Source organism: Agrobacterium sp. CFBP2214 (assembly GCF_030209895.1).
Lineage (GTDB): Bacteria > Pseudomonadota > Alphaproteobacteria > Rhizobiales > Rhizobiaceae > Agrobacterium > Agrobacterium radiobacter.
On sequence record NZ_JARVRC010000004.1, the window covers coordinates 353,905 to 377,904 of the forward strand.

Consider the following 24,000-nt stretch of genomic DNA (forward strand, 5'->3'; position numbering starts at 1 on the left):
CATTGGGTTTTTTAAGGTATGAGTGATGGACGGGATTTGGGGCAGGAATGGGCAGCATACTCTCCTCATCCCTGTGCTCGTCACAGGGATCCAGCCGCCGCGCGTCCGCGCGGCGAGAGAGTCCTTCCAGGCCAAGGACTTGGGCTGGAAGGATTCCTGTGACAAGCACAGGAATGAGGGTGGTGAGGGGGACTCAGTGCAGCCCGCCAACCCCAAGGTGCGTATCGATAATACCAGGGTTCTCCGCAAGATCGCTTGATGGCCCTTCCCAGACGATGCGGCCGCGTTCCATGATGATGGCGTGGTCGGCGAAGTCGATGGCCATCTGGATGCGCTGTTCGACAAGAAGAATGGTCATTTCGCCGGATTGGGCGAGCTTGGAGAAGGCCGCCATCAGTTCTTCGCAGATGACGGGGGCGAGGCCTTCGAGCGGTTCGTCGAGCAGCAGCACGCGCGGCTGGCCGAGAATGGTGCGGGCGGTGGAAAGCATCTGCTGTTCGCCGCCGGAGAGCTGCGAGCCGAGATTGCGGCGGCGTTCCTTCAGGCGCGGAAACAGCGTGTAGGCTTCCTCGATGGCCGATTTCGGCCTGCCCTTGAGGCCGACGAAGAGGTTTTCCTCAACGGTCAGTGTGGGGAAGACATCGCGGGTCTGCGGCACGTAACCGAGACCGGCTTTGGCGCGGGCGGCACTCGGCAGGGTGGCGATATCCTGTCCGCCGAGGCGGATATCGCCGGCGAAGCGTTTCGTCTGGCCGGCCAGTGTGGCGAAGAGGCTGGTCTTGCCGACGCCGTTGCGGCCGAGCACGGCAAAACGCGAGCCCGATGGCACCGAAAGCGACAGGCCCTCGATGACCCTTGTCGGGCCGTAACCGGCGGTGAGGTTGGTGATTTCAAGCGGCGCTGCGGGCATCGGCGTAACTTCCCAGATAGGCTTGGCGGACTTGCGCATTGCTGGTCACTTCATCCGGCGAACCGTCGAAGATGACCGCGCCTGCGGCGAGCACCACCACACGTTTGGCAAAACGGAAGACCAGATCCATGTCGTGTTCGATCATCAATATGGCGAGATCGGCCGGCAGCCGGTCGAGCGCCTGTTCGATCCGCGCCGTCTCCGTGGAAGGCACACCGGCGGCCGGTTCGTCCAGCAGCAGGATTTTCGGGCGGAGCGCCATGGCGAGCGCGATCTCGATCAGCCGCTGCTGGCCATAGGCGATTTCGCGCACCCGGGTTTCGGCAAGGCCAAGCAGACCCAGCGTGCCGAGAATGTCGCGTGCTTCGCTCATCACCGAGGGCATGGCGCGGTATCGGCCGAAAATCCGGCCCGTCTTGCCTTCACGCTGGAGAATAGCGAGGGCCACATGTTCCTCCGGCGTCATGTCCTGAAACAGCCGGGTGACCTGGAAGGAACGAACAAGGCCGCGCTTCACCCGCTGGCTGGAACTGAGGCCGGTCACGTCCTCACCGGCGATGCGTACTGTGCCCGCCGAGGGCTTGAGGTTGCCGGTGACGAGATTGACGAAGGTTGTCTTGCCGGCGCCATTGGGGCCGATCAGCACCGTGCGGTCTCCCGGCGAAAGCGACAGCGACACATCATTGGTGACGACGAGCCCGCCGAAATTTTTCTGCAGGCCAGAGACTTCGAAAATGGCGCTCATTTGTGGCCTCCGCGGATGCGCGTGATGATCTGTTCACCCGCGCCATAAAGCCCGCGCGGCGCAAAAAGCACGACGGCAATTAGCAGCAGGCCGACAATGGTGAGCCAGTGGAACGGGTTGGCGGCGGAAACCACGTCCTCGAACCACATGAAGGTGGCGGTGCCGATCAGCGCGCCGTAAAGCGAACCTGCGCCACCGAGCACCAGCATGACCAGCCCTTCGGCAGAGAGTGTGAAGCTGAGGCTGTCGAGACCGACGACCTGGGTGGAGATGGCGTTCAGCGCGCCGCCAATGCCGGCCACGATGCCTGATATGACAAACATCTTCAAAATAGTGCCGTTGACCGAACCGCCCATGGCCTGGATGCGAGTGCTGTCCTGCTTGACGCCACGGCACAACATGCCGAAGGGCGAATTGACCACGACCTTGAGGGCGAGGAAGACGAGGAGCAGCAGACAGACGCCATAGATATAGGCGGTGCGGCCGAAAAGATCGAATTCGAAAGTGCCGAACAGGGCGTCGGGAGAGACGCCCGATAGCCCGTCGCTGCCGCCGGTCCAGCCGGAGGCCTTGTTGGCGGCCTCGTGGAACAGGTGAATGACGGCGATGGAGAGAACGAGCTGCGGCAGGCCGTGGGCGCGCAGCAGAACGGTGCCGGAGACCAGCCCGGCCACACCGCCCGCCGCCGCGCCGATGGCGGTCATCAGCAGCGGATCGGTGATCTCGAAATGGGCCGCGGCAATGCCGGCGGCATAGGCGCCCGCGCCGAAGAGCGCGGCATGGCCAAGTGTCGCGACGCCGCAATAACCGGTAACAAGATCGATCGACAGCACCAGCAGCGCGATGGCGATGATGCGGGTCAGAAGCGCCAGATTATCCGGAAACAGGTAATAACCGGCAATCGCGGCCATAATGATTAGGAGCGGTCCCGCAAGCGTGCGCAGCGGTGAACGCGCCTTCGGGATTTCTGCCGTTTCAGTCACGTCGTTCATGAGCACCGCCATCTCATTTCGCCCTTCCGAGAAGGCCGCGCGGGAACAGCGTGATGATCACGATGACCGCCAGGTAAAAGAAGAATTCGCCATATTCGGGGGCAAGATACCGTCCGGTCGTGTCGATCGCGCCAAGCAGCAGGCAGGCGATCAGTGCGCCGGGAATGGAGCCCGCACCGCCCACCGAGACCACCACGAGGAAGGTGACCATGTAGCGCAGCGCATAATAGGGTTCGACCGGCAGCAGTTCTGCACCGATGACACCGCCCATGGCGGCAAGGCCGACGGCGATGGCGAAGCTGACGGCATAGATGATTTCGGTGCGCACGCCGAGTGCTGCCGCCATGGCGGCATTATCGACGGCCGCGCGCAGCTTGATGCCGAAGGCCGTCTTTTCGAAGGTGAACCACAATGCGCCGGCCACGGCCAGCCCACAGGCAATGGCGAAGATGCGGTGGGTGGCGATGGTGCGGAAACCGAGATCGGTGGGGCCGGCCAGCTGCTGCGGCAGCGGGATGGTCTTCAGCGTCGGGCCGAAAACGAAATTGGCGATACCGATGATGCAGAAGGTGATGCCTATGGTCATCAGCACCTGTGTCAGCTCCGGCGCGCCATAGATGCGGCGATAGAGGAAACGTTCGAGCGGAATGGCGATGACGATGGTGCCGACAATGGCGACGAGGATCGCCACCGCATAACCGAGACCAAGGCCGTGGGCGGCATAAGAGGCGAGATAACCGCCGATCATGGCGAAGGCGCCATGCGCCAGATTGACCACCCGCATCAAGCCCATCGTGACCGAAAGGCCGATGGAGATGATGAACAGGACCATGCCATAGGCAAGCGCATCGATAAGGATGCTGAAGACCGTCTGCATGCTGAAAAACTCCTCCCGGTGCTGCAATGCCCATCCGGGCCGGAGACGGGCCGCTATTGGCGGCCCGACAACGTCGTCAAAGCTGTCCTTTACTTCGCAGCGGCGAGGCCCGGATCGCCCTGTTTTTCGAAGGTCTGGACTTCCTTGTTGTAATAGGCGCCGTCATCGGCCTTGGCCACTTCGCGCAGATAGATGTTCTGCGTGATGTGGCGGCTTTCCGGATCGATGCTGACAGGGCCGCGCGGGCTTGTCCAGGAAAGACCCTTCACCGCATCGACAGCCTTTTCCGCATCCTGCTTGCCGCCGGTGGCCTCAATCATCTTGCTGATGACATACATGCCGTCAAAGGCGCCGACGGAAGGGAAGGATAGTTCCTTCGGATTGCCGATCGCCTTGGTGGCGGCTTCCACGAAGGTCTTGTTTTCAGGCGAATCATGCGAGACGGCGTAATGGAAGGTCGTCTGCATGCCGAGTGCGGCTTCGCCAAGCGCCGGCAGGTCGGATTCCTGCGTCAGATCACCCGGTGCGAAGAGCTTGACGCCTGAAGATTTCAGGCCGTTATCGTTGAAAGCCTTGACGAAACCGAGCGTCGTCGGGCCAGACGGCAGGAAGGCGAAGACGCCTTGAGCGCCGGAATCCTTCACGCGCTGCATGATCGGGCTGAAATCATTGGTGGAAAGCGGCATGCGGATGGTTTCCACCACCTCGCCGCCGGCGGCCGTAAAGGCTGCCTTGAAGGCATTTTCGGCATCGACGCCCGGGCCGTAATCGCTGACCAGCGAAATGACCTTCTTCACGCCGCCGTCAAACGCCACCTTGGCGATGGGGGTGGAGGTCTGCCAGGTGGTGAACGAGGTGCGCACCACATAGGGGCTCTTGGTCACGATGGCCGATGTCGCGGCGTTCATGATGACCATCGGCACATTACCCTGCTTCAGAAGCGGCGTAACGGCCATGGCGTCGGGGGTGAAATAAAAGCCGGCGAGATATTGCACGCCTTCCTTGACCACCAGTTCCTGCGCCAGCGCCTTGGACTGCGCCGGATCGGCCTGCGGCACGTCGCGATAAACGACTTCGACCGTGTCGTTGCCGATCTTGTTGCCGTGAAGCGCAAACCAGGCGTCTATGCCGGCCTTGAAGTTCTTGCCCTGCAGCGCGAAGGGGCCGGAGAACGGACCGACCACGCCCACCTTGATCGTGTCGGCATAGGCAACGGAACTAAAACAAATGGCCGCGATGGCGGCGGTGATCCGTAGTTTCATAACTTCCTCCCAATTGATCCGTGGCTCCCATCCACCGATCCAAGCTGTCAGATTGATGACTGAGGTGGCCAAAGTAAAATGAAATAAGGGGGGTAATAGATAACCTGACGGTTATCAATGGCGCAGTTTATCGTTCCGTCTGCGGATGCATCATCATGCAACGCGATTTGAGGGTTCCTTGCCTTCGCATCTACTGCTGCCGTCATGCTGGCTCGGGGCCTGAATGACGGCAGGCACTGCAACAGCCCGAAGGCCGTATTTTGGGGTGAGAACAGTTTCGCGCAAACTCAACACGGGATAGTGAGAATGTGAAGACGAAACCAATGCCTTAACCAGTTCTAAGGGGATTGTTCGTAGTCTCGCGAAGCATATTTTGGATCTTTATTTGGTGTCTTGATGGGCGAATATCAAAATAAAGCTGTTGAGCTGATGCGGAATCGCGCTGGAGATAAGATGCTCAACAACAGGATCGAGCGTCGTGAGGCGTTCCTGCGCAAGGCGCTCACGCTCTATCAGGCCATGGGCGGAAGCGTGGACGACATGCAGGCCGCCGTAAAGGGCGCCGCGTCCACATCCGCGCCGACCATCGACGTCGCCGTCGGAGACGTCATGTACAAGCTTGCTGCGATCGGGCACGTCGCCGATATCGATATTATTCAGGCCGCCTATAACAAGCTGGATGCCGCGAACCTGCATATTCTCGACAGGGGCAAAAAGCTGCTGAAGAAGCAGCGGGACCAGAAGCCTGCCGCCGCCATGACGGCGAAATAGGGCAGCCTCATTCTGTTTTTTGTTGAACGTATGCCCCAGCGCCCGGCCGGAGCATACGCTTTCATGTGTCCGTGCTTCAGGCGATGACTGGAACCCAGATTTCGACGATTCCCCGCCCGGTCTGCGGATCGAAGCGCCGGTCATAAAGCTCGAAATCGGGAGAGGGCGCGGTCTTCAGCCCGGCATCGGGCAGCGCCTTGTTCCAGATCGTATAGGCTGTTCTCGGAAGATCCGAGACGTGGCCGTTATGGACAAAAACCGCATAGGATTGCGCGGGCACCTCGATATGGTCCATGCCCGGTGTTTTCCTGAGCGCCTTCACGCCGGCAAGATATTTGCAGTTGCCGGCGTCGTCGGCAACGCTGCAGACCCCGTAAGCGGCTCCGGCCACGGCTGCCTCGACTTCGCTTTCGCGCAGGTTGAAGGCCTGCCACAGCGCTGGAATGGCGCCGTTGTTCTCCAGTGAGCAGGCGGTGCTGAGGCCGACCACCATAAAGGCGTCGGCGCGGCGAATTTCCGGCGGCTGGAGATCGACGAACATGTCTTTCTTCATTGTGATTGGCTCCATGAGATCAAGGGATGACGTTGATCGGGCCTTGCGAACAATGCTCGGTAATGTGTTGAAATAATTCGCAAAGGCTCGTGTGAACGCCTCATGGGACCCGTATCCCGCACCAAGCGCGACGGTGAGGATGTCAGCATCGCACTGCGCGATGGTTCTGGCCGCCTCGGAAAGCCGGCGCGCCCGGACATAGGACATGATCGACAGGCCCGTGGAAAGCTGGAACAACCGGCACATGTGATGTGTGCTGATCGCGCAGCGGTCCGACAGGACCGTCAATGTCAGGTTTTTATGCAGGTCGCTTTCGATCTGCCAGATGAGCTTGTCCAGAGCGGGCATGGGGTCTCCTGTGGTTCACGCCCGCATCATGCAAAACCGCTCCGCTCAACGCTTGATCGGGTTTGACTTGTTGTCGCGTGTGAGCCCGACCTTACAGGAGACGGTTTGTCGAATGTTGCGTCTTTTCACAGATTCGCCGGCCAGCGCGCCCAAAGGCGGGCGTGCCAGCCTGGTCGTTTCTGGGTGCGATGTCAGGCGACTTGCGGCGACAGAATCTCCTGCCACGCCTCATAGGCGGAGAGAACCGTTTCCATCTGTGCCGTGTGGCCGGTGATGAAATCGTCGCCGTAGATCGTTTCATCGGGATATTCGGTGATCAGCGTCATCGGCACGGTGTGGCGGTCGTCGATGGAGGACAGGCACGGAAAGCCGTTGATGATGCGAAAACCGGTTTCGCCGGCATGGGTCTCGTAAAGTGCGATCTGGCGGTTGTTGTAATCGAGCAGGCCGGGAATGGCGCCAAGATGGCGGGTCACCCGGTCGAGCAGGGCCTCCGCCTGGCTTTCCCAGTCCGCATGGTGGCGGATGATGAGGAAGAAGCCTTTCGGCAGCGTCCACATGGCGAAATTGCGCGGCACATAACCTGATAGTGGCCGGGTCCATTCATGCGAGGGATAACCGTGCAGGTTCACATGCAGGCTGGCGCCGCTCATCTCCTGCGCCTTGAAGCGGATTTCCTTCTCGTTGATATGCCTGCCGGAATTTTCCGGCGTGCGATATTCGAGATCATCGCCAAGCGCCGTGTAACGCGCCGCATGGTGCATATGGCGGGGATTGTCGACGCGCAGGCGCTGGTGCAGGGCGTAACCGTCGGGGTTTTCCAGCGGCGAAATGGTGAAATGCGCGCCCTTGCGCTCTGCAAGCTTGCGGGCCGCGCGGATGGCGCCAACGATGCCTGTCGTCTCGTTGGGGTGCTGACCGCCGCTGATCATGACGGCGGCATCGCTGCCTGCCACGTAACGGGCGGCAAGAATGCGACCGGAGCGGGAGCGGGCCTCGAAGGCCTCGCCGCCGATCTCTGTCAGTAGCGTCGCGAGCTGGCCTGCGGCGACCGGTTCGCGGGCCTCATCGATCCGCTGCTCGCCGCCGTCGAAGAAGGCGGTGGTGAGCGCGCGGGTCTCGATACGGAGGGAGACTTCGCCTTCGCTTTTCACGATTTCCGGTACGATCTGGCCGGGTTTCAGGCCCCGGTCACCCAGCGGCCGGCCGGACTTTTTCTGGAAGAATTCCAGCAGCGAGAAATAGAAATCCTCATGCAGCGCTTCACGCAGGCTGATGACCTCATCGCCGACGGAAAGCGCCAGATCTTCGGGCGGATGCGCGACGCGGATGTTCAGCTCTTCGAAATAGGGCTCTTCATCGCCCCAGCCGTGGTTGGCGACGGCATTGATCGCCGCTTCGAAAAGCCGCTCGTAATCCGTTTCCAGCCGCTTGCCGGCCGCGTCGCCCGCAAGCCGGAACCAGCCGGTTGGCGAGACATTGGTTTCGCCGACGATATCGGTGTGAACCCGGTTTGGGGCCAGAACCTTCAGGGTTTCCTTCTTGCCGTTGCGGCTCAGCGTAACATCATAATGGAACGCGTCGTCTTCGCGGGCGATGAAATCGATTCTCGCATCGCCCACCAGAGCCGCCAGCGGATAGGCTTCCAGCCGGAAGCGGTTGGCCGGTGCATTGGCATGCACCGGGTAACGCACCTCGATGGTATCGACGCCATCTAGATTGATCTCTTCCAGAAAGGTGAAGAGGAGCGGCTTGTAGCCGCTTCGGATGCGGGCGCTGACGCCTTTTTTCTTCAGCCTGTTTTCGGCATCGCGACGGTTTTTGGCGTCATCGAAGGTCCATGCTTCGAAGGACTGGCCGGGCTCGGCATTGGCGACGAGAGCATCCAGAGTGCGCTCGAAGGTCTGGTCGAAAATCTGGCTCATCGTTGTTACCTCGAGGTTCTGCCGGTGGGATCGAGGCTGTCGCGCAGCCAGTCGCCGAGAAGGTTGAGGCCAAGCACGGTGAGCAGAATGGCGAGGCCGGGGAAAACGCTGACCCACCATGCCGTCTGCAGATAGGTGCGGCCATCCGCCAGCATGCCGCCCCAGCTCGGAATTGTCGGATCGACGCCGAGGCCGAGGAAGGTGAGGCTGCTTTCAAGCAGGATATTGTTGGCGACATTGAGCGTCATCAGCACGATGACAGGGCCGATAAGGTTCGGCAGCAGGTGCTGGAGAATGATGCGCCAGTCCTTCACGCCGATGGCGCGGGCGGAGAGAATGAATTCCCGCTCCCGCAGCGTCAGCACCGAGCCGCGCACGAGACGGGCATATTGCACCCATTGCGAGACGATCAGGAGGATGATGGTGTTGGTGAGGCTGCCGCCGACAATGGCGATGAAGGTGATGGCAAGCAGAATGAAGGGCATGGCGAGCTGGATATCGGCAAAGCGCATGACCAGCATGTCCCAGAAACCGCGATAATAACCAGCCACCAGGCCGACCGCGACGCCGAAGATGACCGCGCCGATGACCGAGGTGAAGCCGACCAGCAGCGAGATCTTGCCGCCGGCGACGACACGGGCAAGCACATCACGGCCGAGCGGATCGGTGCCGAGCGGATGGGCGGCGTTGGCAAAGGGTTTCGCAAGGCGCGCCATCAGGTCGATCTTGTCCGCGCCTCCGGGAAACAGCACGTCGGAAAACACCACCGCAAGGCAGATGACTGTCGTGAGCGACGCACCGAGGATGAATTCGAGATTGGTGAAGCGCGACAGGCGCGAGGTTTTGGCAGCCATCGTCACTTACTCCGTGCGGATGCGCGGATCGACAAGCCCATAGGCGATATCGACCAGAAGGTTGATGCCGACGATCATCAGCGACAGCACGGTGATGACGGCCTGAAGCACGGGATAGTCGCGCGCGCCCACCGCATCGAAGGCAAGCGTGCCGAGGCCCGGCCAGTTGAAGACACGCTCAATGACGACGATACCGCCGAGAAGCCCGCCGAATTGCAGGCCGAAATAGGTGATGAGCGGAATGGCGCAGTTGCGTAGCGCGTGTTTGTAGAGAACCTTGCTTTCGCTCAGGCCCTTGGCGCGCGCCACCATGACATATTGCGAGCGCAGCGTATCGAGCATGGCCGTGCGCACCAGACGCACATTGGTGGCTGTCAGGATCACGCCCATGGTGACTGATGGCATGATGTAGCTTGCAAAGCCGCCCATGCCGCTTGGCGGCAGCCAGCCGAGCGTGATGGAGAACAGCAGCACCAGCATGGTGGCGAGCCAGAAATTCGGGAAGGACAGGCCAACGAGCGAGAAGATGCGGATCACCTGATCGGCCGTCTTGCCGCGCGAGGTCGCTGCTTTGATGCCGAGCGGGATGGAAAGCGCAATCGACACCGCCATGGAGATGAAGGCGAGCAGCAGCGTCGCGGGCAGGGCATCGGCGATGAGGCGCGAGACCGGTGTGCTGCCGGTGAAGCTGCGGCCGAAATCGAGCGTCACCAGACCCTTCAGGAAGCTGAAATATTGCACGAAGAACGGCCGGTCGGTGCCCAGCGCTGCGCGAATGCGCGCCAGATCGTCTTCCGTCATGCTGCCGCCGCCCTGGAACATGGTGACAGCCGGATCGCCGGTAAGGCGAATGGCGAAAGAAACGAGAAGGGTGATGGCGATGACGACAAAAATCGCCTGCAGCAATCGCTTGATGAGGAAACCGGCCACGTTTTTTACCTTGCGAGGAAACGGGGGAAGAGAAATCCCGCCTTGCCCGCGAGAGGCGGACAAGGCGGCGTGTCAGAGGATCAACCCGCTTATTCGACGGTCACGTCGGTAAGCTTCAGGCGGTTATCCGGCGGCGCGACGAAACCCTTGACCCGCTTGTTGATGCCGTAAATGGCATTGGTGTTGTAAAGCGGGATTTCCAGCGCGCGTTCGGCGGTATAGCTGCCGATTTCCTTGAGGATTTTTTCGCGCTCGGCACGGTCGGTCAGCGGACGCTGGGATTCCAGCAGCTTGTCCAGCTTCTCGTCCTTGTCATAGGGGTTCCACTTTTCACCCGAGTGGTACATGGAATAGGCCGTGTTGTCGTAATCGAAGGTCCAGCCGCCCCATTTCTGCTGGAACATCGCGCCGGTCTTGCCCTGCGGGATGATGTCGTTCAGCAGCACGTTGGTTTCATAGGGCTTGATGGTGGCGGTGATGCCGACCATGGAGAGGTAGCTGGAAATGACCTGCGCCACCTCGTTCATCGTCGCGTCATTGCCGCGGATGTCGATCTGCAGCGCCGCACCCGGCTTGACGCCGGCTTCCGCGAGCAGCTTTTTCGCACCTTCGGGATCGTAAGGCAGCGGCTTCAGTTCCGGATCGTAACCGAAGGACAGCGCGCTCTGGAAGCTCGCGATCTCCGATGCCTGGCCGGCAAGGATCGACTTGACGATGGTGCCGCGGTCGACGGCCATGATGATGGCCTTGCGCACCTTCGGATCGGCGGTGATGCCGTCACGGGTGTTGAAACGCAGCGCATCGACCGTCGGGCCGGGCACGCTGACGATTTCAAGCTTGGAATCGCCCTCGATAACCGGGATCATGCCGATCGGGATGGTGGGCGGAATGACGAGATCGACGCGGCCGGCCTGCAACTCGGCAACGGCGGTCGCCGGCTCGGCGATGAAGCGGTACTCCAGTTCGGAAAGCTTTGGCGCACCGCCCCAGTAATCCGGGTTGGCTTCCAGCTTGATATTGGTCTTCGGTGCGTAGGAAACGAATTTGAATGCGCCGGTGCCGACTGGGTTGAGGTTGAAATTGTCCTCACCCTTTTCCTTGATATAGGCAGGCGGAACGATCATGCCGCCATAACCGGCAAGCTTGGTCAGCAGCACCGGATCGGGCGCCTTCAGCTTCATGTCGACGGTGTAGTCGTCGATGACATCGACACTTTCGATAGCGACATAGTTGGAGCGCTGCGGGCCCTTGGCACCCTGTTCGCCGAGAAGGCGCTCGAAGGTGAACTTGACGGCGGCGGCGTTGAAGGGCTCGCCATTGTGGAACTTGACGTTCTGGCGCAGCTTGAAGCGGATGCGCTTGCCTTCATCCAGCTCTTCCCAGGATTCGGCAAGGCCGGGCACAACCTTCAGATCCGGGCCGCGATAGGTCAGGCCGTCGAAGATGTTGGTGGCGACAGCCGCCCATTGCACGAGGAAGGTGTCGATTGGATCCCAGCTGCCCGGATCCTGCGGGCTGGAAATGGTCATCTTGCCGGCGGCAAGAGCCGGTGCGGCGGTAAAGGCCGTGGCGGCCATGGCAAGTGCGACGAACGTTGTCGTCATCCCCTTCTTGATTATTGTCATCTACCTGTTCCTCTTCAGATGGTTGTTGCGGTTCTGGTTGTTATTCAGGCGCTCTTCGCGATGAAGTGGCCCGGATTGATTTCCTCATGGGCGAGAATGGCCGGCTCGTCGCCGACACGGCGCACGGGATTGGGTATTTCGCCCTCGATCATGGCGATGCGACGCTCGATGGTCGGATCGGCGACCGGCACGGCCGAAAGCAGGCGGCGGGTATAATCATGCGTCGGCGTTTCGAACACCTGCCGACGGCTGCCCATTTCCATGATCTGGCCGAGATAAAGCACGGCGACGCGGTGGCTCATCTTTTCCACGACAGCCATGTCGTGGCTGATGAAGAGATAGGCGAGCCCGCGTTCGGCCTGCAGGTCCATGAACAGATTGATGATCTGCGCCTGGATGGAGACGTCGAGCGCCGACAGCGCCTCGTCGGCGATGATGAGCTTCGGATCGGAAGCCAGCGCACGGGCAATGCAGACGCGCTGGCGCTGACCGCCGGAAAACTCGTGCGGATACCGCGCGGCATGTTCGGAGCTGAGCCCCACGCGTTCCAGCAACTCATCCACCCGCCGCCGTACAGCCTTCTGATCGTTGATCAAACCGTGGGTGTTGATCGGCTCGGCAATCGAAAAACCGACCGTCTTGCGCGGATCGAGCGAGGCGAAGGGATCCTGGAAGATATATTGCACTTCCTGGCGCATGCGGAAGCGCTCTGCCGCTGACATCTGCGAATAGCTGCGGCCATTGAAGGCAATTTCGCCTGATATGGCCGTCTGCAGCTGCTGGATGGTGCGGCCGATGGTGGATTTGCCGGAACCGGATTCGCCCACCAGCGCCAGTGTTTCGCCGGCATGAATATCAAAGCTGACCTTCTGCACGGCGCTGCAACGGTGGGTCGCCTTGCCGAACAGGTTCTTGCGGATATCGAAACGCACGAACAGGTCCTTCACCGACAGCAGCGGCTTGGCGTCATATTTCGCGGTGTTTTGCACGCGTTCCTCGCCGATCACGACCGGCTGGCCATCCTGCAGCACGGTAAGCGGCAGGCGCTTCGGAAACTCTTCGCCTTCCATGCTGCCGAGGCGCGGAACGGCGGAAAGCAGGGCGCGCGTATAGGGATGCTGCGGATTGGCGAAGATATCCTTGACCGGGCCTTCCTCGACCTTCTTGCCTTTCCACATGACGACGACGTCATCGGCCATTTCCGCCACCACGCCCATATCATGGGTGATGAAGACCATGCCCATGCCGAGCTTCTTCTGCAGGTCGCGCATGATGTTGAGGATCTGCGCCTGAATGGTGACGTCAAGCGCCGTGGTCGGCTCGTCGGCGATCAGAAGCTTCGGCCGGCAGGCGAGCGCCATGGCGATCATCACGCGCTGGCGCATGCCGCCGGAAAGCTGGTGCGGATAACGTTTCAGAAGCTCGGCCGCATCGGGCAGGCGCACCATTTCGAGCAGCTTCTGTGCTTCAGCCAGCGCCGCCTGTTTACCCATCTTTTCGTGCAGGACAAGCACTTCGCAGATCTGGTCGCCGATGGTGAAGACGGGGTTGAGCGAGGTCATCGGCTCCTGGAAGATCATGGCGATCTCCTTGCCGCGGATCGAGCGCATCTCTTTCTGCGAAGCCTTCAGCAAGTCCTTGCCTTCAAACAGGATTTTGCCGGTGGGGTAGGTCGCGCCCATCATGTCCGCAAGGCGCATGGTGGACAGCGATGTGACCGATTTTCCCGATCCGGATTCGCCGACGACCGCGACCGTGCGGCCGGGCTTCACGCTGAAGGAGATATCGTCCACGACGCGGCTATTGCCGAACTCGACGCTCAGGCCTTCGACCGAGAGGAGGGCGTTTGCGTGTGCGGCAGTCATGTCAGCGTCTCCGGCGTGGCGCACGCGGCAAAGCTGGCGCGGCCATCTGAAAATGGGGAAGGGTAAAATGTCTCGGGCAGGCGGGTGCTGGACGACGCCATGGGCAAGGACGGGGATGTCGCGAGGAGCTGCATGTCTTCAGGCCGTTTTGTCGGCGGAATGCACATAGGCCGTCGCCCGCAGACGCGGCACATTCGATGTCACCGAAGCGCCGAAGGCAACCTCATCAGTACCGGCCGGATGATTGGCGTCGGCCGCAGATTCGACGATGCGCATGAAACTTAAATTCCCCACCCTTGTTTTGCCGAAAAAGCTAACAAAACCGAACAATCATGTCCAGAGTGTTGAACAATTTTTGTGTACTGCTCTACAAATGCGCAGCTGCATCGATTTTGAGCGCGGGTTCCTGAAGAATGCTTCGCAATGATGCGTGTATTCCAGGATAATTGTCGTTAAAAACCGTGTGGCCAGGCGCAGTCAGGCGGATAAACCTATAGTGAGCTTGCAAAGCTGGGGAGTGTGGCGGTATTCGCGCGCCGTCCCGGCCGATCGTGACGAGCCGGCCGCCGCTGACAAAATGGATGAAGAGCAACGGAGAATGAAATGCCGGGCGTGAACAACAAGGCAGGCGCAGTCAGGCTGAGGGGTTTTCTACGGTGTTTGTCCACGGATGATGTCGAACTTGTCCGGCGCCATCTTCCCGAACATCTTCGCCTGACCAGAGCGGAACCCGGCTGTATCTCCTTCGACGTGTCCGAGACGGACGATCCCTTGATCTGGGAGGTGGAGGAGCTTTTTGCCGATCGTGCCGCCTTCGATTTTCATCAGCAGCGGACGCGGGCGTCGGAGTGGTTCACAATGACTTCCGCCATTCCACGCGACTACGAGATAACGACATTGGCGTGAATGAAAACAGGCCGCAGCGGCGTTCCTGCCGGCTGCGGCTTGTTCCGATTCTGCGCCGGGACTTATTCCTTCGGCATGCCGACCGGCGGGGCAAGCCGTCGTTGTGCGGCAATACGGAAGGGCGCGTTCATTGCGCCATAACCGCCATAGGCCCCGCGCCTTTCGATGATTTCGAAGAAGAAACCCTCGCCGAAGGTGCGGCTGTAGATCTGGAAATATTCGCCATTGTCGTCGCGGTCATAGAGAATGCTCGCGGCACGCAGCGCGTCGGAAAATTCCGGCTCCAGCCCGAAACGGGCTTCCAGATCGTCGTAATAATTGCGTGAGATCGGCAGGGCGTGGAAACAGCGCGCCTGCATCGCTTTGGCCGTCGCGAAAATATCGTCGGTGGCGAAGGCGATGTGCTGGATGCTGGTGCCGAAACCTTCGGCCAGAAATTTGCCGGCGAAGGTCTTGCGATTGTCCGCACCGTTCATGGTCAGGCGGAAATGCGGCGAGGGAACGCTTTCGATGGCCTGGCTGCGTACCAGCCCGCCCGGATCGACCACATCGACCATCGGCGTGCGGCGGGTGGAAAACAGCGAGGTGTAAAACAGAAGCCAGGTCAGCATTTCATCATAATGCGTTGTTTGCGCGAGATGATCGATGCGCTTTAACCCGGCATCGCCCTCGGTTTCCGGGGCGCCCGTGGAGACGAATTCCTTGTCCCAGATGGAGGCGAGCGCCGGCGAAGCATCAAGGAAATAGATGACGCCGTTGCCCACACCCTGAATGGCGGGAACGGCGACTTCGCCTGATTTGCGCGGCTCGGCGAAGGTGGGCGCGCCGAGCGCTTCGGCCCGGGCAAGCGCTGCCCCGGCATCATCCACCTTCAGTCCGAAGGCATAGGCATTGGTGCCGTGGATAGAATAGGACGCACCGGCGAAACTGTCGCCGTCATCGCTGGTATTGATGACGATGCGGATGTCACCCTGCGTATAAAGATCGACATTGCGATTGCGGTGCCTTGCGGTTTTCTCAAAACCAAGCGTGGCAAGCAGGGCCTCCAGATTGGCCTTTTCCTCCGGCGCGGTGGTGAATTCCACGAACTCCACGCCCTGCGTCTCAACCCGTTCCGGCATGGCGGGCACATCGATGCGGATATCCGGTTCGAGACGCCGCACCTGATCCATGAGGTTGATGAGCGAGCGGTGACCGTCTTCGGCAAGCAGGCGGGCCGAGCCGCCGCGGAACTGGTCGTTGAAGATTTCGAGCGACAGCGGGCCGCTATAACCGGTTGCGGCGACGGCGCGCATGAAATCCACGACCGGCAGATCGCCTTCGCCCGGCATGTTGCGGAAATGGCGGCTCCAATAGAGCAGGTCCATGTCGATCAGCGGCGCATCGGCCAGTTGCACGATGAATATCTTGTCGCCGGGAATGGAGCGGATCGAATTGGGGTCGATCTTGCGCGACAGCGTATGGAAACTGTCGAGGATGATGCCGACATTGGCGTGGTCGGCGCGGCGCACCACTTCCCAGGCATCGCGGTGATCGCTGATATGGCGGCCCCAGGCCAGCGCCTCGTAACCGACGCGCACACCGTGTTTTGCGGCCAGTTCACCAAGCTTATGGAAATCGGCGGCGGCGCGGTCGATGCCGCCGAGCGAGACCGGCGAGACATTCGAGCAGATCAGCATCAGATCGGTGCCGAGTTCGCCCATGATATCGAACTTGCGCTGGGCGCGTTCGAAGGCGCGGGCGCGGTGTGGTTCCGGCATGCCCTCGAAATCGCGGAATGGCTGGAAGAGCGTGATATCCAGCCCGTGATCGGCGGCCAGCTCCTTCACCTCGCGCGGGGAAGCGTCATAGGCCAGGAAATCATTCTCGAAAATTTCCACGCCGGAAAAGCCCGCCTTGGCGATGGCCGCCAGTTTTTCCGGGAACTCGCCGCTGATCGACACGGTTGCGATGGATGTGCGCATTGGCATGCCGTGTCTTGTTGTGTCATAGCTCGCCATATTGCCTTCCTTTTCAGCCTTATGTACTAATTGGTTAATAAAGGGGACGCCGCCGGATGGCAGCCCCGTCCAGGGAATGAAGCATGAGCAAAAGCACGACCTTGAGCGGCGCCCGCGATACGCGGCAGGCGAAACGCGACCCGGAAGGGGTGCGCCGGGACATTCTTTCGGTCGCGATGGAAGAGTTTTCGCAAAACGGCCTGTCGGGCGCGCGCATAGACGAGATCGCGGCCCGCACGCGAACCTCCAAGCGCATGATCTATTATTATTTCAGCGACAAGGAGAGCCTTTACCAGCGTGTGCTGGAAGAGGCTTATGCCAAGGTGCGCGGCGGCGAAAGCGATCTGGAGCTGGACGATCTGGAGCCGGCGGCGGCGCTCGACAAGCTCTGTCGGTTCACCTTCGATCACCACAGGCGTAATCCGGCCTTCATCCGCATGGTGATGATCGAGAACATCCATCATGGCCGGCACATGCAGTCTTCCGAAACGATCCGCCAGTTGAACCGCCCGGCCATCGATGCGCTGGAAAGTGTGCTGTTGCGCGGCCAGAAGCGCGGCGTCTTTCGCGAGGGCATCGATGCACTGGAACTGCACTGGCAGATCAGCGCGCTGTCCTTTTTTAACGTTTCGAACGCTGCGACCTTCTCGTTTATCTTTGGCGACAGCCTCTTCACCAGTGACGGCCAGGAGACCTTGTCGCGGCATGCCAGCGACATGGTGCTGCGTTATGTGCTGACGCCCGCCCATATCACGACGATCGTGAAAGGCGCTTGATGAGATGGCTGAGCGCCACTTCGTAACCTTCGATGCCAAGGCCGGCAATCACTCCTTCCGCTCGGGGCGAAATATAGGAATGGTGCCGGAAGGCCTCGCGCTTGTGAATGTTTGAGATATGCACCTCGATCACGGGCGCCTCAAAGGTATTCAACGCGTCGAGGATTGCCACCGAGGTATGGGTAAAGGCGCCGGGATTGATGACGATGCCGGCCGATTTGCCACGAGCTTCATGGATCCAGTCAATCAGCTCATATTCCCGGTTGCTCTGGGCAAAAAACAGCTTGTGGCCAGCGGCATCAGTGATAGCGCGGCAATTGGCCTCGATATCGGCAAGAGTTTCGTAGCCGTAGATTTCCGGCTGGCGCTGGCCAAGCAGGTTGAGGTTGGGACCATTCAGGATCGTAAAAAGGCTCATGCTACGCCCTCCGCCATGCAAAGCTCGGTGAAATGCGCGGTCATGCGCCCGGCATCCGGTTCGCGGCCGCAGAAGAGGCGGAATGCACCGACGGCCTGAAACACCGTCATGCCGCCGCCGGGCAGGGTGCGACAGCCCTTTTTCGCCGCCGTCGCCAGCAGCTCGGTGACGAGCGGCATATAGACTATATCGGCCACCCAGTGCCGCTGTTCGATGAGATCGGCCGCGACCGGCATGCCGGGATGGGCGGGCATGCCCATAGGCGTGGCGTGAATCAGGCCATCGGCAAAGGGCAGCGAGGCGGCGGGATCGTTCACGGCATGCGCGCGGCCCTCGCCGAAACGGGCATTGAGCTCCCGGGCCAGTTGTTGCGCCCGCGGGAAATCCCGGTCGAAAATGTCGAGACTGATAATATCGAGCTTCAACGCGGCATGGGCGACCGCCACACCCGCGCCACCGGCGCCGACCAGAAGCGCCCGGTCACGCTTGGCATCCGGCAGGCCGCGAACGAAGCTTTCGTAAAAGCCGTACCAGTCGGTATTGTGGCCGATGCGGCGTCCATCCTTAAAGACGACGGTGTTGACCGCGCCCAGCATGCGGGCATCGTCCGACAGTTCGTGCAGATGCGGTATGACGGCCTGCTTGAAGGGATGGGTGATGTTGGTGCCGGCAAAACCGCGCGCCTCCAGCTCGTCCAGCAGGTCGGGAAGGGCGCTGGCCGGCAGTTTGCGGGCGGTGACATCGACAAGCTCGTAGGAATAGTCGAGACCATGGGCCGCCCCTTCGCGCATGTGCAGCGCGGGCGATTTGGAAAGTTGTATATCGGCGCCTATCAGGCCGACCTTGAAGGATGTTTTCTCTGTCATGATCACGTGTCGCTCATCGGACGGTGTGGGAGAGGCGGGATTATTCCCGCCCGCCTTAAGAGCGCGCGAACCTCAGTGGTGGGCGAGAATTTCGCCGAGGAACGTGCGCGTGCGCTGGTGCTTGGGATCGCGGAAGAATTCCTCCGGCGGGCCTTCCTCGATGATCTCTCCTTCCGACATGAAGATCACCCGATCGGCCACCTGCCGTGCGAAGCCCATTTCATGGGTCACGCAGATCATCGTCATGCCGTCGCGGGCAAGGCCGATCATGGTGTCGAGCACTTCTTTCACCATTTCCGGGTCGAGCGCCGAGGTCGGCTCATCGAACAGCATGGCCTTCGGTTCCATGCACAGCGCCCGGGCGATTGCCGCGCGCTGCTGCTGGCCGCCGGAAAGCTGGGCCGGGTACTTGTCGGCCTGGTTGAGAATGCGAACGCGTTCCAGATATTTGCGCGCCGTCGCCTCCGCATCGGCCTTGGAAAGACCCTTCACCCGCATGGGTGCCAGCGTGCAGTTTTCCATGATGGTCTTGTGCGGAAAGAGATTGAAGCTCTGGAACACCATGCCCACTTCGCGGCGAACCGCATCGATGGCGCGGCTGGAATCCGACAGCGTCGTTCCCTCGACCGTGATCTTGCCCTCCTGGATCTCCTCCAGATGGTTGATACAGCGGATGAGCGTGGATTTACCCGAACCGGACGGGCCGCAAAGGACGATTTTTTCGCCTTTGCGCACCGTCATATTGACGCTTTTAAGCGCGTGGAAGGCTCCATACCACTTTCCTACCCCTTCAAGGGCGATCAGCGGAGCCTGAGCGGCGGATTGCGGCATGGAACTTTCCTTCATGCTTGGCATCAGTTTTAGTTGACGGTGTAGGGAATGTCGGGAAGCGAGGCCGGAAACTGCGGCACCGGGCGCTTCATCCATTTGGCGTAGACTTTCGCGAGGTCGCCATTGGCCTTGATCTTGTCCAGATAGGCGTTCAGCGCTTCGTTCCAGTCCTTTTCGCCGGGGCGCGTGGCGGCGCTGTTATAGAGGGTCACGAGGTCGAACTTCACCTCGTAATCCTTCCCGCCGGCGGCCGAAAGCCGGTCGCCATAGAACTGGTTGCCGCCGATCGCCTCGATCTGGCCCGACAGGATCGCCTGAATGGTGGCGGCGTCGTCATCGAAACGAAGGATATTCGCTTTCGAACCCGCGCCGGCGGTCAAGGCCGTGTCCATCGGGCTGGATTTCGGCGCACCGACGGTCATGCCCGTCAGGTCGTCGAAACTGGCGATCTTCTTGTCCTTGGTGGCATAGACCGACATGACATTATGCGCGTAAGGCTGCGCATATTGCACGTTCTTCGCGCGCTCCGGCGTCATCCCCATCGATGCGAACAGGGCGTCGACCTTGCCGGTGCGCAGCGAAGGAATGCGGTTGGCGACTGCGAGCGGCACGAATTCCACCTTCAGCCCCAGATAATCTGCAAACCCCCTCGCCAGATCGGCATCATAGCCTTCCTGAACGCCGGTGGAATTGATGAAACCCCAGGGCGAATTATCGCCCTGGATACCGATTACGACCTTGCCGCTGGCTTTTGCCTCGTCAAGGGTTCTGGCATCCGCCGCTGCGGGCGTCAGAACCGGCAGCAAAGCTGCCGCCAGTCCCGCCGCAACGGTTGCTCGCCAACCCGTGAGGGCTTTCAAGATCCTCATTGCTTTTCTCCTCCCAAATCCAGACAGCCGTTACTTCACGGTGAATGGGATATCGGGCAGGCTGTCCGGGAAGGCCGGAACTTCGCGCTTCATCCACTTGTCGTAGATCTTGGCGAGCTGGCCGTCGGACTTGATCTTGTCGAGGAAGGCGTTGACGGTTTCGTTCCAGTCCTTTTCACCCGGGCGGGTGCCGGCGCCGTTGTAAAGCGTCGTCAGGTCGAACTTCGGTTCGTATTTGCCTTCGGCAGCCTTGTTCAGGCGGTCGCCGTAGAACTGGTTGCCGCCGACGACCTCGACCTGGCCTGAAATCAGCGCCTGAATATTGGCGGCGTCATCATCGAAGCGCAGGATATTGGCCTTGGAGCCGGCGCCGGCGGTAATCGCCGTATCCATGGCGCTGGATTTCGGCACGCCGACGTCAATACCGGTCAGATCGTCATAGCCGCCGATTTTCTTGTCCTTGGGGCCGTAGACGGAGAGCACGTTGCCGGCATAGGGCTTGGAATATTGAATGGTCTTGGCGCGTTCTGCCGTCATGCCCATGGTCGCAAACAGGAGGTCGACCTTGCCGGTCAGAAGTGCGGGAATGCGGTTGGCCACGGCGAGCGGCACGAATTCCACCTTGACGCCGAGATAGTCGGCAAAGGCCTTGCCGATATCGGCATCGAGGCCGTCCTGCACGCCGCTGGAATTGACGAAGCCCCACGGCGAGTTGTCGCCCTGAATGCCGATGACGACCTTGCCCTTGGCCTTGGCCTCTTCCACCGTGCCGGCGAAAGCATCGACCGGTACGACGAAGGGCAGGGCAACCGTTGCCGCGGCGAGCGCGAGCAGGGCGCGACGAGAGAGTTTCATGCTGGTGGTTTTCATCTTTGGCTCCTCCTTACAAAGCTGATGAGTTCTTCACGACTTAGCGGGTTGCGGTCTGCAGCCGCTTTTCAACGCTGGCGCCCCACAGGGAAAGCGGCCAGCAGATCAGGAAATAGATGATGCCGACGAGGGCGAAGACGGTGAGCGGGCGGAACGTCTGGTTGGAGACGATCTGGCCGGCACGCGACAGCTCGACGAAGCCGACAATGGCCGCAAGCGAGGTGCCCTTGATGAGCTGCACGAGGAAACCGATGGTGGCCGGCAGCGAAATCTTGAATGCCTGCGGCAGGACCACGTCCTTCATGCGCGATATATAATGCAGGCCAAGCGCATTGGCGGCTTCCGTCTGGCCCTTCGGCACCGCCTGGATGCTGCCGCGCCAGATTTCGCCGAGAAAGGCGCTGGCATGCAGCGTGAAGGCGATGGCAACCGCGATCCACGCATCGACATTAAAGCCCGCAAGCGCCACGCCGTAATAAACCACGAAAAGCTGCATCAGGAGCGGCGTGCCCTGGAAAACGGCGATGTAACCGGTGCTGGCGCGCTGGATTGCCGGGCTGTCCGCGACGCGGGCAAGCGCCACGCAAAGGCCAAAAACGCCGCCGCCGATAAAGCCGATGATGGTCAGCGCAAGCGTCCATTTCAGGCCTTGCAGCAGGAAGAAGAGTTCGTTGGGGCCGATGGATGCCATTGTCTTTTCCTCACTTGACCGGATAGCTGAAGGATGCACGGGAGATGAGCGAGAAAATGCCCATCATCAGCGAGGAAATGACCAGATAAAGCAGCGTGATCGAGAAATAGACCTCAAAGGACCGGAACGTATCCGCCTCGATCTTCTGCGCCACCGAGGTCAGTTCGTAAGCCGCGATCGAGGTGCAGACCGAGGTGGTCAGCGTCAGCATGATGAACTGGCTGGTGAGCGACGGGTAGACTGCCCGCAGCGCCGGCTTCAGGATGATATGGCGGAAGATCTGCGTGCGGTGAAGACCGAGCGCCAGTCCCGCTTCAACCTGACCCTTGGGAATGGAATCGACACCGCCGCGAATGATTTCAATCGCATAGGCGCCGCCGTTCAGAGCCAGCGCGATGATGGCCGTCACCGTCGGGTTGAGCTTGATACCGATCTGCGGCAGGGCGAAGAAGATGAAGAATATCTGCACCAGAAACGGCGTGTTGCGGATGGCTTCCACAAAGCCGATGACGAGCCCGCGCAGCAGCTTGAACCGCGAACGGCGGGCAACGACGCCCAGAACGCCGATGACGGTGGCGAGTGACATGCCCGCAATCGCAAGGCCGATCGTCGCCAGACACGCCAAAAGCAGCTCGGGCAGGCGGTCTATGACCGCCGAAAAATCGAGACTGTAAGACATTCTTCCTCCCAACCCGTTCGGGTCCGGACAGGCGTTTCGCCTTGCCCGCATCGCCTTGGAAACCTTGCGGCGCCAAAGCCCTCCATTTGTCGGTGCCGCTGCAGGCTTCAAACCCTTGTCGGCGGCGTCCTGTTAATCTTAATGTTTGTACCAGTTAGTTCATTTTTGTGTCAAGCGATATGTCCGGTTAAAAAAGCAGCTTCCGCGCTGTTTTTTCATTCTCTTTATTTCTGAATAAAGTCTTTTTTATCAATGACTAACGTGAAGTGGCGCAAGCGCTTTCCACACGTCGTCGCGCCGCCTCCGGCCTGCCGTTCGGCAGCGCCCGGAAGCCCTGTCTGCACACCAAATCGACCGCCTTGCGGCTAGTTTTCGCCTGCGCCCAGCCTGTCTATCTGCCCCGCCAATCGCTCGGCGATCAGCAGCGAGGCGCCCGTTGCCGTCACCATTTGCGGAAGCGACAGCCATTCCAGCATCCAGCCTGCGCCCGACCTTTCCTGTTCGTGCACCAGCGACTGGTGCAGCGCCGATATCTGCACGGCATTAAAGCGTGCGAGCGTCACCAGCGTTTCGGCATTGACCGGGTTCTGTTTGTGCGGCATGGCAGAGGAGCCGCCGCCGCCGGAGAGAAGGATTTCGCCACCGAGTTCGGCCATCAGCGCGATATCCTGCCCGAACTTGCCGAGCGTACCGGTGATAAGCGAGAGAATATTGCCAAATTCGGCGATGCCGTCGCGCTGGCTCTGCCATTGCTGTCTGTCTGCAAGGCCGAGCCGTTTTGCAAGATCGGCGCGCACCGCTTCGGCATTGTCGCCGAGCTTTTCCAGCGTGCCGGCAGCCCCGCCGAACTGCAGGGAAAAACCGCCCTGCGTGAAGGTTTCCAGACGCAGCAGGTGACGTTCCAGCGGCGCGATCCAGCTTGCCGCCCGGTCGGCCACGGTGATGCCGATGGCGGCCTGCATGCGGGTATAGCCCGTCAACGGGTTATGGCCGTCGCGGGCCGCAATGTCTCCCAGCGTGTCGATGAGGTGACCGAGCCGGGCAGCGATGATTTCCGCCGCCATTTTCAACCGCAGCATCAGGCTGGTATCGATGACATCCTGGCTGGTCGCGCCGAAATGCACCTTGTCCGCCGCCTGACCGGCGACCGCGGCCCGCATCTGCCGGATGAGTTCGGGAACCACAACCCCGTCCTTTGCGACGCCGTTGCGAAGCCCGGTCATATCGGCGGCAAAGTCCGAAAGCCCCGAGACGATCGCTTCCGCCACATCCCCGGAGATGATGCCGGCCTCCGCTTCCGCCTGCGCCAGCCCCGTCTCGAAACGGACCATGGCGTCGATATCCGCTCTTGCCGAAAACAGTTCGACGATTTCACTGTCGCCGAAAAGGCCGGACAGAAACGGATGCTCGAAGGGGGAAAGGCTCATCTTCCGTCTC

24 protein-coding genes are annotated in these 24,000 nt (G+C 60.7%); 3 read left to right on the top strand and 21 right to left on the bottom strand.

Annotated elements, in window-relative coordinates; genetic code table 11:
- Positions 1-193 precede the first annotated feature (193 nt).
- The 5 genes from QRN60_RS14170 to QRN60_RS14190 all read right to left on the bottom strand — a co-directional run bounded on the left by QRN60_RS14170 (position 194) and on the right by QRN60_RS14190 (position 4,786).
- On the bottom strand, positions 194-910 hold the full coding sequence (locus tag QRN60_RS14170) for an ABC transporter ATP-binding protein (RefSeq protein ID WP_111791391.1): 717 nt from the start codon (positions 908-910) through the stop codon (positions 194-196).
- Entirely contained in the window at positions 891-1,655 is a 765-nt protein-coding gene (locus QRN60_RS14175; protein WP_111791392.1) for an ABC transporter ATP-binding protein, read from the bottom strand. Before QRN60_RS14175 ends, QRN60_RS14170 begins: the two co-directional genes overlap by 20 nt.
- Positions 1,652-2,659, bottom strand: a complete 1,008-nt coding sequence (locus QRN60_RS14180) for a branched-chain amino acid ABC transporter permease (RefSeq protein WP_111791393.1) — start codon at positions 2,657-2,659, stop codon at positions 1,652-1,654. The genes QRN60_RS14175 and QRN60_RS14180 overlap by 4 nt, the downstream gene beginning before the upstream one ends.
- A gap of 1 nt (position 2,660) precedes the next feature.
- Positions 2,661-3,524: a branched-chain amino acid ABC transporter permease gene (locus tag QRN60_RS14185; RefSeq protein ID WP_060727299.1), complete on the bottom strand. Its 864-nt coding sequence runs from the start codon at positions 3,522-3,524 to the stop codon at positions 2,661-2,663.
- An 89-nt stretch (positions 3,525-3,613) separates the two neighbouring features.
- Positions 3,614-4,786, bottom strand: a complete 1,173-nt coding sequence (locus QRN60_RS14190) for an ABC transporter substrate-binding protein (protein WP_060727298.1) — start codon at positions 4,784-4,786, stop codon at positions 3,614-3,616.
- A 396-nt stretch (positions 4,787-5,182) separates the two neighbouring features.
- Here QRN60_RS14190 and QRN60_RS14195 point away from each other — a divergent pair, with 396 nt between their 5' ends.
- A complete protein-coding gene (locus QRN60_RS14195) occupies positions 5,183-5,557 on the top strand; it encodes a hypothetical protein (RefSeq protein WP_080867288.1) in 375 nt (124 codons plus the stop codon).
- Between the two features lie 76 nt (positions 5,558-5,633).
- Here QRN60_RS14195 and QRN60_RS14200 read toward each other — a convergent pair whose 3' ends face one another.
- From QRN60_RS14200 to QRN60_RS14230, 7 genes are all read right to left on the bottom strand, one after another.
- Positions 5,634-6,458: an AraC family transcriptional regulator gene (locus QRN60_RS14200; protein ID WP_080867289.1), complete on the bottom strand. Its 825-nt coding sequence runs from the start codon at positions 6,456-6,458 to the stop codon at positions 5,634-5,636.
- A 191-nt stretch (positions 6,459-6,649) separates the two neighbouring features.
- Positions 6,650-8,383 carry a M14 family metallopeptidase gene (locus QRN60_RS14205; RefSeq protein WP_080867290.1) on the bottom strand — a complete coding sequence of 578 codons (1,734 nt, stop codon included), beginning with the start codon at positions 8,381-8,383 and terminating at the stop codon, positions 6,650-6,652.
- A 5-nt stretch (positions 8,384-8,388) separates the two neighbouring features.
- Entirely contained in the window at positions 8,389-9,237 is an 849-nt protein-coding gene (locus tag QRN60_RS14210) for an ABC transporter permease (protein WP_111782092.1), read from the bottom strand.
- 6 nt (positions 9,238-9,243) lie between these two features.
- On the bottom strand, positions 9,244-10,167 hold the full coding sequence (locus QRN60_RS14215) for an ABC transporter permease (RefSeq protein ID WP_003505487.1): 924 nt from the start codon (positions 10,165-10,167) through the stop codon (positions 9,244-9,246).
- An 89-nt stretch (positions 10,168-10,256) separates the two neighbouring features.
- Positions 10,257-11,792 (bottom strand): ABC transporter substrate-binding protein, encoded by a 1,536-nt coding sequence (locus tag QRN60_RS14220; protein WP_026363370.1) that lies wholly within the window; start codon positions 11,790-11,792, stop codon positions 10,257-10,259.
- A 44-nt stretch (positions 11,793-11,836) separates the two neighbouring features.
- Positions 11,837-13,657, bottom strand: a complete 1,821-nt coding sequence (locus QRN60_RS14225) for an ABC transporter ATP-binding protein (protein ID WP_129565217.1) — start codon at positions 13,655-13,657, stop codon at positions 11,837-11,839.
- 138 nt (positions 13,658-13,795) lie between these two features.
- Positions 13,796-13,933: a hypothetical protein gene (locus tag QRN60_RS14230; protein WP_162993086.1), complete on the bottom strand. Its 138-nt coding sequence runs from the start codon at positions 13,931-13,933 to the stop codon at positions 13,796-13,798.
- A gap of 327 nt (positions 13,934-14,260) precedes the next feature.
- On the opposite strand from QRN60_RS14230, the gene QRN60_RS14235 reads away from it, so the two are divergent.
- Positions 14,261-14,563, top strand: a complete 303-nt coding sequence (locus QRN60_RS14235; protein ID WP_111791398.1) for a putative quinol monooxygenase — start codon at positions 14,261-14,263, stop codon at positions 14,561-14,563.
- A gap of 62 nt (positions 14,564-14,625) precedes the next feature.
- Here QRN60_RS14235 and QRN60_RS14240 read toward each other — a convergent pair whose 3' ends face one another.
- A complete protein-coding gene (locus QRN60_RS14240) occupies positions 14,626-16,527 on the bottom strand; it encodes a bifunctional sugar phosphate isomerase/epimerase/4-hydroxyphenylpyruvate dioxygenase family protein (protein WP_284765674.1) in 1,902 nt (633 codons plus the stop codon).
- 119 nt (positions 16,528-16,646) lie between these two features.
- Between QRN60_RS14240 and QRN60_RS14245 the strand changes: the two genes are divergently transcribed.
- Complete coding sequence (locus QRN60_RS14245) at positions 16,647-17,339, top strand: TetR/AcrR family transcriptional regulator (RefSeq protein WP_111791399.1); 693 nt, start codon at positions 16,647-16,649, stop codon at positions 17,337-17,339.
- Here QRN60_RS14245 and aroQ read toward each other — a convergent pair.
- The 8 genes from aroQ to QRN60_RS14285 all read right to left on the bottom strand — a co-directional run bounded on the left by aroQ (position 17,314) and on the right by QRN60_RS14285 (position 23,990).
- A complete protein-coding gene (aroQ, locus tag QRN60_RS14250; protein ID WP_111791400.1) occupies positions 17,314-17,757 on the bottom strand; it encodes a type II 3-dehydroquinate dehydratase in 444 nt (147 codons plus the stop codon). The two genes, QRN60_RS14245 and aroQ, sit on opposite strands and share 26 nt — an antisense overlap.
- Positions 17,754-18,623 carry a shikimate dehydrogenase gene (locus QRN60_RS14255; RefSeq protein WP_111791411.1) on the bottom strand — a complete coding sequence of 290 codons (870 nt, stop codon included), beginning with the start codon at positions 18,621-18,623 and terminating at the stop codon, positions 17,754-17,756. Before QRN60_RS14255 ends, aroQ begins: the two co-directional genes overlap by 4 nt.
- Positions 18,624-18,695: 72 nt before the next feature.
- The gene (locus QRN60_RS14260) at positions 18,696-19,454 is read right to left on the bottom strand and encodes an amino acid ABC transporter ATP-binding protein (protein ID WP_026363367.1); all 759 of its coding nucleotides are present in this window, start codon (positions 19,452-19,454) and stop codon (positions 18,696-18,698) included.
- A gap of 29 nt (positions 19,455-19,483) precedes the next feature.
- On the bottom strand, positions 19,484-20,323 hold the full coding sequence (locus QRN60_RS14265) for a transporter substrate-binding domain-containing protein (RefSeq protein ID WP_111791401.1): 840 nt from the start codon (positions 20,321-20,323) through the stop codon (positions 19,484-19,486).
- 30 nt (positions 20,324-20,353) lie between these two features.
- The gene (locus tag QRN60_RS14270) at positions 20,354-21,193 is read right to left on the bottom strand and encodes a transporter substrate-binding domain-containing protein (RefSeq protein ID WP_003505503.1); all 840 of its coding nucleotides are present in this window, start codon (positions 21,191-21,193) and stop codon (positions 20,354-20,356) included.
- A 40-nt stretch (positions 21,194-21,233) separates the two neighbouring features.
- Positions 21,234-21,884, bottom strand: a complete 651-nt coding sequence (locus QRN60_RS14275; protein ID WP_111791402.1) for an amino acid ABC transporter permease — start codon at positions 21,882-21,884, stop codon at positions 21,234-21,236.
- 10 nt (positions 21,885-21,894) lie between these two features.
- Positions 21,895-22,563, bottom strand: a complete 669-nt coding sequence (locus QRN60_RS14280) for an amino acid ABC transporter permease (protein WP_003505505.1) — start codon at positions 22,561-22,563, stop codon at positions 21,895-21,897.
- A 365-nt stretch (positions 22,564-22,928) separates the two neighbouring features.
- Positions 22,929-23,990 carry a 3-carboxy-cis,cis-muconate cycloisomerase gene (locus QRN60_RS14285; protein WP_111791403.1) on the bottom strand — a complete coding sequence of 354 codons (1,062 nt, stop codon included), beginning with the start codon at positions 23,988-23,990 and terminating at the stop codon, positions 22,929-22,931.
- Positions 23,991-24,000 lie beyond the last annotated feature (10 nt).

Bases quoted from the DNA above. Each gene is read 5' to 3' on its own strand.
- QRN60_RS14280 (WP_003505505.1), bottom strand. From the start codon at position 22,563: ATGTCTTACAGTCTCGATTTTTCGGCGGTCATAGACCGCCTGCCCGAG.
- QRN60_RS14275 (WP_111791402.1), bottom strand. From the start codon at position 21,884: ATGGCATCCATCGGCCCCAACGAACTCTTCTTCCTGCTGCAAGGCCTG.
- QRN60_RS14195 (WP_080867288.1), top strand. From the start codon at position 5,183: ATGGGCGAATATCAAAATAAAGCTGTTGAGCTGATGCGGAATCGCGCT.
- QRN60_RS14265 (WP_111791401.1), bottom strand. From the start codon at position 20,323: ATGAGGATCTTGAAAGCCCTCACGGGTTGGCGAGCAACCGTTGCGGCG.
- QRN60_RS14255 (WP_111791411.1), bottom strand. From the start codon at position 18,623: ATGACAGAGAAAACATCCTTCAAGGTCGGCCTGATAGGCGCCGATATA.
- aroQ (WP_111791400.1), bottom strand. From the start codon at position 17,757: ATGAGCCTTTTTACGATCCTGAATGGTCCCAACCTCAACCTGCTTGGC.
- QRN60_RS14190 (WP_060727298.1), bottom strand. From the start codon at position 4,786: ATGAAACTACGGATCACCGCCGCCATCGCGGCCATTTGTTTTAGTTCC.
- QRN60_RS14220 (WP_026363370.1), bottom strand. From the start codon at position 11,792: ATGACAATAATCAAGAAGGGGATGACGACAACGTTCGTCGCACTTGCC.
- QRN60_RS14180 (WP_111791393.1), bottom strand. From the start codon at position 2,659: ATGGCGGTGCTCATGAACGACGTGACTGAAACGGCAGAAATCCCGAAG.
- QRN60_RS14270 (WP_003505503.1), bottom strand. From the start codon at position 21,193: ATGAAAACCACCAGCATGAAACTCTCTCGTCGCGCCCTGCTCGCGCTC.
- QRN60_RS14200 (WP_080867289.1), bottom strand. From the start codon at position 6,458: ATGCCCGCTCTGGACAAGCTCATCTGGCAGATCGAAAGCGACCTGCAT.
- QRN60_RS14185 (WP_060727299.1), bottom strand. From the start codon at position 3,524: ATGCAGACGGTCTTCAGCATCCTTATCGATGCGCTTGCCTATGGCATG.
- QRN60_RS14235 (WP_111791398.1), top strand. From the start codon at position 14,261: ATGCCGGGCGTGAACAACAAGGCAGGCGCAGTCAGGCTGAGGGGTTTT.
- QRN60_RS14225 (WP_129565217.1), bottom strand. From the start codon at position 13,657: ATGACTGCCGCACACGCAAACGCCCTCCTCTCGGTCGAAGGCCTGAGC.
- QRN60_RS14230 (WP_162993086.1), bottom strand. From the start codon at position 13,933: ATGCGCATCGTCGAATCTGCGGCCGACGCCAATCATCCGGCCGGTACT.
- QRN60_RS14175 (WP_111791392.1), bottom strand. From the start codon at position 1,655: ATGAGCGCCATTTTCGAAGTCTCTGGCCTGCAGAAAAATTTCGGCGGG.
- QRN60_RS14245 (WP_111791399.1), top strand. From the start codon at position 16,647: ATGAGCAAAAGCACGACCTTGAGCGGCGCCCGCGATACGCGGCAGGCG.
- QRN60_RS14285 (WP_111791403.1), bottom strand. From the start codon at position 23,990: ATGAGCCTTTCCCCCTTCGAGCATCCGTTTCTGTCCGGCCTTTTCGGC.
- QRN60_RS14205 (WP_080867290.1), bottom strand. From the start codon at position 8,383: ATGAGCCAGATTTTCGACCAGACCTTCGAGCGCACTCTGGATGCTCTC.
- QRN60_RS14170 (WP_111791391.1), bottom strand. From the start codon at position 910: ATGCCCGCAGCGCCGCTTGAAATCACCAACCTCACCGCCGGTTACGGC.
- QRN60_RS14240 (WP_284765674.1), bottom strand. From the start codon at position 16,527: ATGCGCACATCCATCGCAACCGTGTCGATCAGCGGCGAGTTCCCGGAA.
- QRN60_RS14210 (WP_111782092.1), bottom strand. From the start codon at position 9,237: ATGGCTGCCAAAACCTCGCGCCTGTCGCGCTTCACCAATCTCGAATTC.
- QRN60_RS14260 (WP_026363367.1), bottom strand. From the start codon at position 19,454: ATGCCGCAATCCGCCGCTCAGGCTCCGCTGATCGCCCTTGAAGGGGTA.